Consider the following 12,477-nt stretch of genomic DNA (forward strand, 5'->3'; position numbering starts at 1 on the left):
AAAGGTAAAGCTAACGAACTGAGTCCTGTTTGCGGCACAATTCATTAAACTGAAGTTACCCTTTGACACAACTTATCAGGACTTACGCACAAACGCCACATATAGTAGGGACACGGCAATGCCGTGCCCCTACAGGTAGCTGTTCGCTTCATTACCCACCCCTTCAGATAACCAATGCTACCAGACTAAATATTATTGAGCAGAGGGATAGATTGATTTAGCAATGAATACAGGCTTATTCTCGTATTCGGCTTCCAGTTGGCGTTTGACATCCAAATCCCAGGTTAAATCATAATCCCGCTCAAATTCAGCAGAGACAAAGGGACGTATCTCACCCGTCACGACGACATCTTCACCTTCAACCATGGTGCTCTCCGGTGGGACTAGGGTAAAGACTAACAAATCACCGCCACCCGCTAACTGATCTTCATCGAGGGTAAAGGTATTATTACTCCTAATCTCTTCCACTTCACCCTCTACAGCCACGGTTTGATTGTAGAATTGGCTAGGATTTTGGGTAATTTCTCCGGGTTTGGGTGCAAGTGCCAGTGATTCGGCAACAATCGCGGGTTTGTTTTCGTAGTCTGTATCGACTTGCAAGTCTAAGTCAAATTCTTCCTCAAACTCTACCATATTAAACTGGCGCACTTCACCGATGACTTGGACTTCAATATCGTCATCTTCGGGCAGTGTAAAGGGTTCTCCTGAGGTATTGACCACGATAATTTCATCACCGCCAAAAAACTCATCCTCTGAGATGGTAAAGGAGACATTATCCAGAACCTGTCTCACTTCGCCTCTGAGTGTCACGGTTTGACCGATGAGTTGTGCGGTGTTCTCCTCGACTTCCTCCGCCGTCACGTTTTCTTCCTCTTGTCTTGGGGTGACAACGTCTTGCGTGGTGTCGGCGCAGGAGGGAAGTAGCACAGCCATAAGCGCTAAGGCGATCGCACTGGCAGGTAAGCTTTTGCGATAGTGTTTAATAAACATGTATGAATGTCCTCTGAATAGTCAGCAAATCTTAGAAGTAAGGCTTCCACCCTTTATTCAAAGGCTTTTCTTGCCGCGACGCATCTTTCTGGTGGAGTAGCGATGAACTCTATCCCATGGATGATTTTGGCGAATAGGGAGAATAGGAGAAGAGAGGGATGGGAGCGCAGAGGTAGTAGAGACGTTCCATCGGAACTATGGCAAGCAGGGGGAGATATTTAGGTCAACTGCCCCACCCACTTTTGGGATGGGGTTTTCTCGGCGAATTTTATAAAGAAATGATCTAAACTGCTTGGGATATCTTATTGATCTTCCAGTTCCTGTCGATGACAAAAGAAAACAATCACGATTTAATCCGGGAAGCCGAAGCAACCCGTGTGCAGATACTCAGTGAAGCTCTACCTTACATCCAGCAGTTTGCCGGAAGGACGGTTGTGGTGAAGTATGGGGGGGCGGCGATGAAGGATAGCAACCTCAAAGATAAAGTGATTCGGGATGTTGTCTTCTTATCCTGTGTCGGCGTTCGTCCCGTCGTGGTTCACGGCGGGGGTCCAGAAATTAATAGCTGGTTGGATAAGTTGGGGATTGAACCACAATTTAAGGATGGGTTGCGGGTGACGGATGCGCCTACGATGGATGTTGTTGAGATGGTTCTCGTGGGTCGAGTGAATAAAGAGTTAGTCTCTTTGATTAACCGGGCTGGGGGTTTAGCCGTGGGACTTTGCGGTAAGGACGGGAATTTAATCAAAGCCCGTCCAGAAGGGCGCAAGGGGATTGGCTTTGTCGGAGAAGTCAGCAGTGTTGATATTAAACTGGTGGACTCTTTGGTCAAAAGTGGCTACATTCCAGTTGTGTCAAGTGTTTCAGCCGATGATACAGGTCAAGCCTATAATATCAACGCTGATACCGTTGCTGGTGAAATAGCAGCCGCTTTGGGAGCAGAAAAGTTAATTTTGCTCACCGATACTCCTGGGATTTTGCAGGATTACCAAGACCCCTCCACTCTAATGGCTAAGCTGGATATCCAACAAGCACGAGAGTTAATGGTATCGGGCGTTGTGGCTGGCGGTATGATACCTAAAGTCAACTGTTGTGTGCGATCGCTGGCTCAGGGGGTACGGGCGGCTCATATTATTGATGGTCGAATTCCCCACGCCCTACTTTTAGAAATTTTTACCAATAAAGGAATTGGTTCTATGATTGTGGCATCTGAATTTACGACTTAGCACTGCTTAGCTTCAAGTATCCACCAGTCAAAATTCTTCCCAGACGTGCCATATTAGTCTGGAACATTGCTTCCCTTAGAGGGGCGGGCGCGAGTCAAGTTATCGGACATCGACAAAACGTTATCGGTAAAACCCGCCCCGATGATTTGGTATGTGGAAGGTTACTTACTTCTGTTTAATAATCCCGTCAATGAAGTGGGGCGTTTCTGGGCACGCTTTCTCGCTTTAGCCTCTCGACGCTGTTTCGCCAGACTTAATCCACTTAGCTTGACGGGTGGTTCCTCTGGCTCATCTTCTGGCTCATCTTGGGGTTCAGAGGGTACGGTACTCGGTTCATCTTTACTTTTCCACCAAGCTACAACCCAGCCGCCAGCAATTCCCCCAACAGCACCCACTAAGATACTGAAGGGAACCGAGTATCTCAATAAGACCAGACATAGCAAAAATACTAACCATAGTCTCAGCGCGACTGGGAACCCATCTGAGAAACCTGGGAAAAGTTTATTCATTCCTTTATTCCTTTATTCCTTTATTCTTTGCCGTTACATATTATCTTGATAGGTTCATCCTACTAAGGTAGGATATTAATGAGACTGGCACGAAATAAACCTACCTATAGGTCTGCATAGATACTATTTTTCATTTACTCACCCTTTGTCCTTTTGTCAAGGGGGAATTTTTAAATATTGTGTGAAGATAGAATTCATTATTTTTGATAAATTTAACTTATGATTACAGGGATTTGCCTGGTTGAAACAGTTAAGTTTATTTAAGGATTGTAAATATATTTGACGAATATTCAGGCAGCTTCATCAATGTACATTGAGCGAAGGTTTTCGACTCCTCATATATGTAAACTTTTTCTTAACAACTATTTAAATTAATAATAACTTAATTTATTTGTTTATGTAAAGTTTTTGTGAACCTGACAAAAAACAGGAATTTAAATTATAAATCACTGTATTCTAAATATTAAGATACAGATTACCCCATTACTAATATGAATAAACTCTTAATAGCTGTGACTTTATCACTGTCTATTCTTCTAGAAGCTTTAGGAGGAAATTCGGTAGGCGCATTAACGATAAGAAGTTGGAACAGCGCCAATCAGCGAGGGGGTGATTTATTCAATGCCGGAAATGGCACATTCCAATATAGTGCATTCAGTGCTAGTCTTCTTAAACGTTCACATACTATCCTTCCAGGACTATCAACCCTAACTGAGACAAATCTGGCTGAAGTTGATGTATTCTTTCACGGAACGTCTTTTAAAACCTTGACGTCAACCGAAAGTACTGTGCTGAGAAGTTTTGTTAAAACGGGTGGTTCTGTGATCGTCGAATCTGATTCAAGTCTTGCTGAACAGATATCTGCCAATTCTTTACTTGAATCCCTCGGACTCGGTTCACGATATACAGGTGTTGTCGATGGTGTCAATTCTGCTACAGGTGGCACCTTTGAAAATACAGTTTCTCTAACGACTGTCGGTGTCTTAGGTGATCTAAGAGGTAAAAGATTTGGTACATCCTTAGCCACTGAGATTGAGTCAATGGTAACCGATATTACTCCAACTGGGGGGATGGTAATTGGTAAAAATGGCTCAATCAGGTCGATGGTGGAATTTCAGCCCTTTGCTAACGGGGGTCAAGTCTTGGCTGTTGGTGATCCTTACGGTTTTAATCTTTTCCAGAGTTCAGATAGTTTTTTGTATAATTCTAACAATCAAAAAGCCTATTTAAATTTCATCGAGTCTAAACAATTGAGAATACCTGTTCCGGAAACATCAACGGTATTGGCGCTATTGACATTAGGAATTTGTGCTGTGGGAAACAAACTCAATAAAAAATGATTAAACCATTGATAATTCCGAAAATACCCTTGGTGACAGTAGGAGGATATTGTAGCTGATTGGGGAGACGCATTTCGGGGGAGCAGGGGAAGCAGGGGGAGCAGGGGAAGCAGGGGAAGCAGGGGAAGCAGGGGAAGCAGGGGGAGCAGGGGAAGCAGGGGGAGCAGGGGAAGCAGGGGGAGCAGGGGGAGCAGGGGAAGCAGGGGGAGCAGGGGGAGCCATATCCCTGATAGCGGTGCAAGGGTATAAAAGGGTTTAACCCGGATTTGTTGAACTTGATCAAATATCAATGCAACTCAAAGCTTTGATAGCTAAGGGTTTGGGAGTTGTGCAGCAAGCCCGACAAAGGTGACATGCTCCCGATTTCGGGTGGTACCAACCCTCACAGGTGTCAAGGCTAGCCAGTTTTTGGTTTAATTTATCGTTTCGCCTGTCATTTTGTGGTCATTTTTCATCGGTATATTCATTATTGTTCCTCAACAGTGTCAGGATTGAACCATGAAACGCATCAAATCATTAACATTGATCGCCGCCGGAGTCTTGTCTACCATTGCTGTGCCACTTGTGAGCCATACACAGACAACCTACACGGGAACAGTTGAGCGGGTGTGGGAAGATGGATTTCGCTTAAGAAGTGGCGATCGCAGCCTCAAGGTGGATACATGGGATCTCTACGGTGACAACACAGCCGAACATATTCAGACAGGCGATCGCGTAACCATCTCTGGAGAATTTGAAAATGGCGAATTTGATGCCAACTCCCTCACCGATGCGGCTACCTCCACACCTTCAACTACCGATACGGAAACCGCCACACGATCACGGGTGAGCCGCACACAGACAACCTACACGGGAACAGTTGAGCGGGTGTGGGAAGATGGGTTTCGCTTAAGAAGTGGCGATCGCAGCTTTAAGGTGGATACATGGGATCTCTACGGTGACAACACAGCCGAACATATTCAGACAGGCGATCGCGTAACCATCTCTGGAGAATTTGAAAATGGCGAATTTGATGCCAACTCCCTCACCGACGCTGCCACCTCCACACCTTAAACTCGGCGGCTAAAGGTGTTTTGTGGGCTGTGGAAGGCACAAATGCCAAATCCACAGTTCATATCAAAACTCTTACCAACGCCACAAGATATGCGAATCTTGCTCGTCGAAGATGATCCAGAACAAATTGAACCCCTCCACGCCGCCTTGACTCGTTCAGGGCATATCGTCGATGCGGTGGAAGATGGAACAACCGCCCGATGGCTGATGGGCGAAAAAGACTATGACTTGCTTATTTTGGACTGGATGTTGCCCGGTGAGGATGGTATTTGTCTGTGTCAGCAGTATCGTCAGGCAGGAAAAGCCGCTCCCATTCTCATGCTCACGGCAAAGGATACCATTACCGATAAGGTGATGGGGTTAGATGCTGGCGCCGATGATTATCTAGTCAAGCCTGTGGATATTCAAGAACTGCTGGCGCGGGTGAGGGCTTTGCGGCGACGAGCGCCCCTCTGGTGCGGTGACGTGTTGCAAGTTAGCGATCTATCCCTGCATCTCGACACCATGCGCGTGGAACGGGGAAGCGTTAGCCTGAAACTGGCAAGCCGTGATTTTCAACTTCTGGAGTACATGATGCGCCATCCTCACCAGATCCTCACTCACGATCAGATTGAGAAGGCACTATGGGAATGGGGAGAGGAACCCGAAAGTAATGCGGTAACCGCTCGGATTAGACGCCTGCGTCAACGGTTGCGCGAAATGGGTGTAGACGGTTGGATTGAAACCCTCTACGGCACAGGTTATCGTCTTGAACCGCTTCTAAAAACCTAGACAAACCTACCCACAAGTAATTCTGTCTTGGTATAAGTCCACGGTGTAACTTTTGGTCGATAACCGTTAACGCTCACCGCTTGACTGATACCCGGCATTGTTGCTCGATATCAGCCAAAACCTTCGGTTCCCAGTTAGAGACACTATAGTAATCGTGTCTACGATTGACTACAGGGCATCGACCAATAAAATTATTAAATTGATATAGAGCACTCCATACGTGCTTTCTCGGATTCACTCCGAGATAGGCGGACACAGAGCGCGGCAATCTCTCACTCAAATTCATGCCTCTTCTGGCAATTGCCAGAGCCGCTGCCATATCAGATGATAGTCCATACATCCGACTATATTTAACCAATCCAATCAAACTCGTGTAAGCTGGATTGACAAACTGATGAGTTATTCCTCGGTTGGATAAAATCGATGACAAAATCTGATAAAAACGACTGTATGCCCAGGCAGAAAGCATTCGATCATATTTTTTTCCACGCTCTCGCAATTGAGCTTTCTTTGTCGAAAAATCCAAGCTTTCGCACAGAATAGGGCTCTGAAAACTTCTGGCTAAAGCTGCCAATTTCAAACAAACATCTACAATTTGAGCATCTTGTTTACCTGTGGGTAAACCCGTCTGAAAAGGAATAGTTCCCTGAGCTTTTAAATTTCCTTGACCATCAATATATGCCCAACCGATAGAACTAGGATTTAGATCGATACCCAGGGCACCATACTGAATTTCTCTACTAACTTTCTCCACCGCTGCGGGTGTGAATTGAACAGCAACACAAGAGCGATTATCCTTTCTATAGAAGTGCCATGTTTTCGCACCGCTACTGGGTAATCTATTAATCTTTCTTGAGAAGCTGCCTATTTTTGATGTGACATATTTCCCAAATTTGGCTTCCAGACAACCGGGGACTCTCAACTTGATAGTATCTCCAGACCATTGACAAGTTTGATTCCCATAACTTTCATCCTTGGAACCAACAATAAATACTGACCCTCTGGATACATTCACTCTAATTTTCGCCGATTTCAGATGTTTAATTTGATTTTCAATTCGGTGGATATATCGCTTTTTATGATGCAGACCTTGACGCAGATGATACCAGTTAGTTTTTCTCGTCTTGAGGTTTGACGACAAGGGAAAATTACAGCATTTTTTGGAGGATTGCCAGTTCTTTTTCCCATAGAACTTCCGAGCTAACTTAATTTTCTTCGTGGCTCTGGTTACCCAATCTTTCGCTGACTTAACTCGTGATTCTAATTGCTTTATCTGTCTTTTTCTACATTCTTTAGCTGAGTCAGTTTTTCCTTTAGCTAATGCAATTACTCCGTTAGCATAACGCTTACTGAACCCGTATTTATCTTGAATAAGACTATTCCAACTGGATTGATTAAATTTAACTTCTTTGTTTAATAAATGGTTAACTGTTTCAACTGTTGCTTGATAAAATATATCGGACAATGAAGTTAAAAACATCTCCAAGTCGGTGAAACCGATGGGGTTAAGTTCATCGGCGGGAGTTGGCAAGCCTTTGCAATAAGTTATCGTTGTCATAGCTTTTTGGCTACCTCCCTCAGTTCATCCACTATTTTTTTGTTCTTATGACTTCGACTCCCATGTCTGATTATACCATAGAAAATGTCTAGTTATGTCAATAATTGTCTAGATATTGACGGACTGTTAGTTAACCCCCTTCTGCTTGAGATATGACTCATCCAGTTTCTGTTGTTCATCAACGCTGGCAAACACTGCCGATTCGAGTGCGGGGAACCGTGATTATTGTAATTCCCGTAACCTGTTTGTTCATGGCATTGTCGGCATTTGCCTGGTTGAAAGCCAGCTTGGTGGAAGATGAAACCTGGGTGCAACACACTCAAATTGTGCGTTTGGAAACAAAACGTCTCCTAAATGCCTTGGTTGATGCGGAAACCGGAGTTCGAGGGTATGGATTGACTCAACGAGATGAATTTTTGACTCCTTACAACCGGGCTAAAGCGATTATTCCTAAATCGTTGGAGCGATTAGAACAACTGGTACAAGACAATCCTCAACAAACCCAACGAATACAGGATATTCGGACAGGGGTTGATGAGAATCTAAGGATTTTTCAACAGAAATTAACCTTACAGCGAGAACTAAAACTAATTCAGGGAAAAACTGATATTTTTGTTCCAGTTGCCTCTCTCTATGCGTGGTTAGAGGAAGGAAAAGCGACGATGGATGCTACCCGAATAGAAATCGATCGCTTTGCCCACACCGAGGAAGAATTATGGGTACAACGCCGACAACACCAAGACTTTTATCGACAAATTACCTGGATTGTGTTGTGTATTTTTGGTGTGATTGGGACGCTCAGTGCCTGGTTTGCCGTTCACCTTTTCTATCAGTTGGAACGAGAGTTAGCCAACCGAGAAGATCGCTTGCGTCAAACGAATCAACGTCTGGAGATTGTCTGTGAGCAACTCCAACGATTTACCGCCAATGCCTCTCATGAATTGCGGGCGCCTTTAGCGGCAGTGTTGAGTAATGCTCAGGTGGGATTGATGGATCTCGATGACTTGGAAGAGGAGTCAATTCCACTGCGCCAACGACTCGATAAGATTGTCAATCTGACGAAACAGATGAGTTCACTGGTGAGTGATTTGTTATTTTTGGCGCGACATGAAGGGTTATTGACGGCTGATTCACTCCAATGTGTTGATCTGAGCGATTTATTAAGTAATTTAGTGGTTGATTGGCTACCGCAAGCGAAAACCTATCAGCTAACGCTGACGAGTCAGTTACCCAAAATGGCGGTTGAAGTCAATGCCGACGCCAATTTGTTGCGGCAAGCGATCGCGAATCTCCTCAGTAATGCTTGCCGCTATACGCCCGCCGGAGGCATGATCGAACTGCGTCTACTTACACACACGGATCATGCCTTGATTCAGGTTGAAGATACCGGAATCGGTATTCCCACAGAGGCTCTACCTCATCTGTTTGAACGGTTTTATCGCGTTGATTCAAAGCGTGCCAAAGCCTCCGGCGGCTTTGGCTTAGGATTAGCGATCGCGCAACAGATTGTTCAAGCTCATGGGGGACATATCAGCGTTACCAGCACCCTGTCTCAGGGTTCGACGTTTCAAATTGCTCTACCCCTGATTCGAGCCATTCCCTCAACTTGACATCTCCCCGGAGCCTAGAGAGGAATTTTCTCGGGTTCGCTAGGTGGATGTTACCTTCTTTTTTGTACGATAGGTTGATAGGAGAAGTTATCAACTCTAGATGACCCACAGCGGTTCTTTGCCGAATCGCGTCCCTTTGGTATTCCCCATACCTGCCGATTGTTCTCGATCAATTGGGTATGGCGGCGATTTAATTCATAAAAAAAGGGATTTGTCAAGGGTTTGTTGCCAAGCTCAAGCTAAAAACTGCTTATCGCTTATTTGAATGATCATCAAAACTTCGGTGCTGGCTCACTTACTCCAAGCCATGCCCCAACTGCGGCAACAAGTATATTTCAAAGCGTCTCTGACCGCACTCTCCCATGCAATGGAAGATCAGGTCTTGGCTGGTTCGGAGCAGCCGTTGGTGATTGCCTGTTTTCAGCGAGAACGCTTCTATCGTCAGGAAGCCCATCGCTATCGGCGTATTGCTCAACGGACACCTCATGTCTATGTATTAGCCGCACCGGAAACTGATTTCAAGAATAGCTCAGATCACCACGAAACCGTGGCATTTGATCCGGGCGATGGCTTAAGTCACGAGTGGCATTTAGTCGTAATTGGTTCGTACTATGCCAACTGTTTGATTTGCCGAGAAAAACGTCTGTCTGTCTCCAATAGCGTCAATGGCGAGATGGATACCTCTCGACGTTTTGAGGGAATTTGGACATTTGACCGAACGGTTAGTGCCAAAGCCGCCGAGTTGATTCTGGATCGCATTGCCCGCTATCGACCTGAATTAGTGGATAAAATCGAGCAGGCAAAAGCTCAGTATATTGGCGACTCCTTAAAGGTAAGTTCTCAATCAACTCAAACAAAAGACGTGAATCGGCAAGATTCACCTAATCCCGATCCGTTTGTGCAGCGGTTGGTGACTTACTTACAAGCGGGTCAGTATAAACTGCTGAAAGCCTATCGCTCGATCGCGGCTCAAGAACAACGAGAGCGTTTGGTAAATTCGATTAGCACGGCAATTCGGCGATCGCTCGATCCTCATGAAGTCCTAGAAATCGCGGTGCAAGAGTTAGGACGAGCCATGGGTTCCTGTCGCTGTCTGATTTATCGCTGTAAAGCAACGGATACTCAAGCCACGATTACCCATGAATACCTGGAAACCCGAGGACGCGATCGCACCATCCTTTGCTCAACTTTAGGTAGCCCTTGGCCCCTAAAAGACAATTCTCTGTTTCAAGGAATTGTCGAACATCAAGAGTCTATTTCCGTAGAAGATACCCAAAACGATCCTCGACTGAACCAGACACCGAGCAAAAGCGCCAATTCCCCGTCTTTTAACTTAAAGGAATTGGTGCAAACTTTTAGTATGCGCTCCTGGTTAATGGTTCCTGTATTATATCAGGGTCGGTTATTGGGTATGGTTGAGTTACACCACTGTGGGGAAATCCCTTATCGGTGGAAGGATGAAGAACTCGCCCTCGTCGAAGCGATCGCGACTCAAGTGGGTGTCGCCTTAATCCAAGCTGAAGCCTATGCGAATCTGCAAGATTTGAACCAACAACTCGCAGCCCTTGACCGCACTCGTAGTAATTTAGTCGCAATCACGGGTCATGAACTCCGCACCCCCCTGTCCACCATTCAGGTTTGCCTAGAAAGTCTCGCTAGCGAGCCGGATATGTCGCCAGAATTGCGTCAAGTGATGCTCAATACCGCCCTTGATGACGCCGAACGTATGCGGAAATTGGTGCAAGACTTTCTCACCCTCTCCCGCCTAGAAAGTGGTCGTGTGGAATGGAATGTAGAAGCCATTTCTCTACAAGAGTGTATTGAGTTAGCTCTCAGCCGGATCAACGTCCATTGGTCACAGGAGCGGCGACCGAATATTATTAATCAGGTTCCTACCGATCTGCCCTTAGTCCAAGCAGATGGCGAGTGGCTGGTGGAAACCCTTGCCAAACTCCTAGACAATGCCTGCAAATTTACGTCCTCCCAAGGAGAAATCACAATTGGGATTCAAAGTAATGGGAATTCTATGTTAAAAGTGACCGTAGCCGATACAGGGCGGGGTATTGAACCGAATCGTTTAGAGGATGTCTTTGATCGCTTTTATCAAGAAGAAGGGGCGCTGCGACGGACTACAGGCGGCACAGGCTTAGGGTTGGCAATTTGTCGTCAAATTGTCAAGGGGTGGGGCGGTAAAATTTGGGCAGACTCGGCGGGTAAAGACCAGGGTTGTCAGTTTCACTTTACGGTGCCCATGATTGCGCCGACATCAGATTCTCAGCCCTCTAAAGGGAAGGGAAAAGGTAGTCGTAAGGGGTCAAGAGTTAAGCGAAAGTGAATTGAGGATTACTCGGTTAGATCAAGTCTAGTGGTATGAATTATATTTTTTTAACGCAGAGGTACGCAGAGGATATCGCAGAGGTACGCAGAGGAATTGAGCGGACTTGAATGAAAATTTTAGAGAGTTTGGAAACAACTGGAAATCGAGGAGCTATCCCTATTTTTTTCTTAAATTTTATAGCAGGGATTGTTTTTGATGATGGGCGTTTGGACTTCGTTCATCCATGAATAATCCCAATCTGGTTCGGATTGTTCAGTTAGGGACACCATATCGCCCTGATAGTTTTGATTGATTTGAATGGCTTTAGAGTGCAAATGTTCTGGGACATAGCATAAATCAACGGGCAATCCATGGACTAACAGAAATTCTGCTAATTGTTCAGAATGAATATATATGCCCTCTCGATGCAGACGTTGTAACATTTCCTTAAACGTGTGTCGGCGCTGATCAGTTTTTTGGGGGAATGGTAAGGGTGTGGGTAACATGCTGTGCTAAAGCCTTAGCTCAATCTTGAAGAAAAGAACTATTTCTTAGGAGGATACAGTTATTTATGATACCAGGTAAAATAGCAGTCATTGAAGGCGATATTACCCAGTTAACCGTTGATGCTATTGTCAATGCGGCAAACACTTCTCTCCTTGGTGGTGGAGGTGTGGATGGGGCGATTCATCGTGCTGCAGGACCCGGCTTGTTGGCAGAATGTCGAGGTTTGAATGGTTGTAAGACGGGTGATGCCAAAATTACTCAGGGTTACAATCTGCCAGCCGATTGGGTAATTCATACGGTGGGACCTGTCTGGCGGGATGGTAATCATGGCGAGGATGCTTTGTTAGCGAGTTGTTATTATCGGAGTTTGGAACTGGCAAAGGATTATCAGATTCGCACTATTGCTTTTCCTGCTATCAGCACGGGCGCTTATGGGTTTCCGCCGGAACGGGCTGCCAGAATAGCTGTAGGTACAGTTAAGCAGGTTTTGGAAGGGAATACAACTATCGAGCAAGTGTTTTTTGTTTGTTTTTCTAAGCTATCCTATAACCACTATCGGCAAGCTGTGCAGGAAATTTTGATGAATAAGGAATAAG

General features: G+C 45.5%; 11 protein-coding genes and 1 pseudogene. 7 read left to right on the forward strand and 5 right to left on the reverse strand.

From position 1 onward, the window contains the following. Positions 1-192 precede the first annotated feature (192 nt). Positions 193-990 carry a hypothetical protein gene (locus RLO19_RS09370; protein WP_446355807.1) on the reverse strand — a complete coding sequence of 266 codons (798 nt, stop codon included), beginning with the start codon at positions 988-990 and terminating at the stop codon, positions 193-195. A 326-nt stretch (positions 991-1,316) separates the two neighbouring features. On the opposite strand from RLO19_RS09370, the gene argB reads away from it, so the two are divergent. Further along, positions 1,317-2,216 carry an acetylglutamate kinase gene (gene argB / locus RLO19_RS09375; protein WP_446334058.1) on the forward strand — a complete coding sequence of 300 codons (900 nt, stop codon included), beginning with the start codon at positions 1,317-1,319 and terminating at the stop codon, positions 2,214-2,216. 161 nt (positions 2,217-2,377) lie between these two features. Here argB and RLO19_RS09380 read toward each other — a convergent pair whose 3' ends face one another. Then, entirely contained in the window at positions 2,378-2,725 is a 348-nt protein-coding gene (locus tag RLO19_RS09380; protein ID WP_446355809.1) for a hypothetical protein, read from the reverse strand. Positions 2,726-3,237: 512 nt separating this feature from the next. On the opposite strand from RLO19_RS09380, the gene RLO19_RS09385 reads away from it, so the two are divergent. The 3 genes from RLO19_RS09385 (at position 3,238) to rppA (ending at position 5,889) form a co-directional block, all read left to right on the forward strand. Further along, positions 3,238-4,065, forward strand: coding sequence for a hypothetical protein (locus tag RLO19_RS09385; protein ID WP_446355811.1), 828 nt, complete (start codon positions 3,238-3,240; stop codon positions 4,063-4,065). 498 nt (positions 4,066-4,563) lie between these two features. Continuing rightward, positions 4,564-5,118 carry a DUF5666 domain-containing protein gene (locus RLO19_RS09390; RefSeq protein ID WP_446355813.1) on the forward strand — a complete coding sequence of 185 codons (555 nt, stop codon included), beginning with the start codon at positions 4,564-4,566 and terminating at the stop codon, positions 5,116-5,118. Between the two features lie 90 nt (positions 5,119-5,208). Beyond that, positions 5,209-5,889, forward strand: coding sequence for a two-component system response regulator RppA (gene rppA / locus RLO19_RS09395; RefSeq protein WP_446355854.1), 681 nt, complete (start codon positions 5,209-5,211; stop codon positions 5,887-5,889). A 73-nt stretch (positions 5,890-5,962) separates the two neighbouring features. Here rppA and RLO19_RS09400 read toward each other — a convergent pair whose 3' ends face one another. Continuing rightward, positions 5,963-7,447: a hypothetical protein gene (locus RLO19_RS09400; protein ID WP_446355815.1), complete on the reverse strand. Its 1,485-nt coding sequence runs from the start codon at positions 7,445-7,447 to the stop codon at positions 5,963-5,965. Continuing rightward, positions 7,444-7,512, reverse strand: a pseudogene (locus RLO19_RS09405) (IS607 family transposase); the annotation flags it as partial. The pseudogene RLO19_RS09405 and the gene RLO19_RS09400, both read right to left, overlap by 4 nt. An 87-nt stretch (positions 7,513-7,599) precedes the next feature. Here RLO19_RS09405 and RLO19_RS09410 point away from each other — a divergent pair. Continuing rightward, positions 7,600-9,057 carry a sensor histidine kinase gene (locus RLO19_RS09410; protein ID WP_446355817.1) on the forward strand — a complete coding sequence of 486 codons (1,458 nt, stop codon included), beginning with the start codon at positions 7,600-7,602 and terminating at the stop codon, positions 9,055-9,057. 265 nt (positions 9,058-9,322) lie between these two features. Further along, positions 9,323-11,392 (forward strand): DICT sensory domain-containing protein, encoded by a 2,070-nt coding sequence (locus tag RLO19_RS09415; protein ID WP_446355819.1) that lies wholly within the window; start codon positions 9,323-9,325, stop codon positions 11,390-11,392. Positions 11,393-11,562: 170 nt separating this feature from the next. Here RLO19_RS09415 and RLO19_RS09420 read toward each other — a convergent pair whose 3' ends face one another. Next, the gene (locus RLO19_RS09420; protein WP_446355820.1) at positions 11,563-11,880 is read right to left on the reverse strand and encodes a hypothetical protein; all 318 of its coding nucleotides are present in this window, start codon (positions 11,878-11,880) and stop codon (positions 11,563-11,565) included. 65 nt (positions 11,881-11,945) lie between these two features. Between RLO19_RS09420 and RLO19_RS09425 the strand changes: the two genes are divergently transcribed. Next, on the forward strand, positions 11,946-12,476 hold the full coding sequence (locus RLO19_RS09425) for an O-acetyl-ADP-ribose deacetylase (RefSeq protein ID WP_446355822.1): 531 nt from the start codon (positions 11,946-11,948) through the stop codon (positions 12,474-12,476). The last annotated feature ends 1 nt before the right edge of the window (position 12,477 follow it).

Origin of the sequence: Coleofasciculus sp. G2-EDA-02 (assembly GCF_040226375.1) — a bacterium.
Lineage (GTDB): Bacteria > Cyanobacteriota > Cyanobacteriia > Cyanobacteriales > Coleofasciculaceae > Coleofasciculus.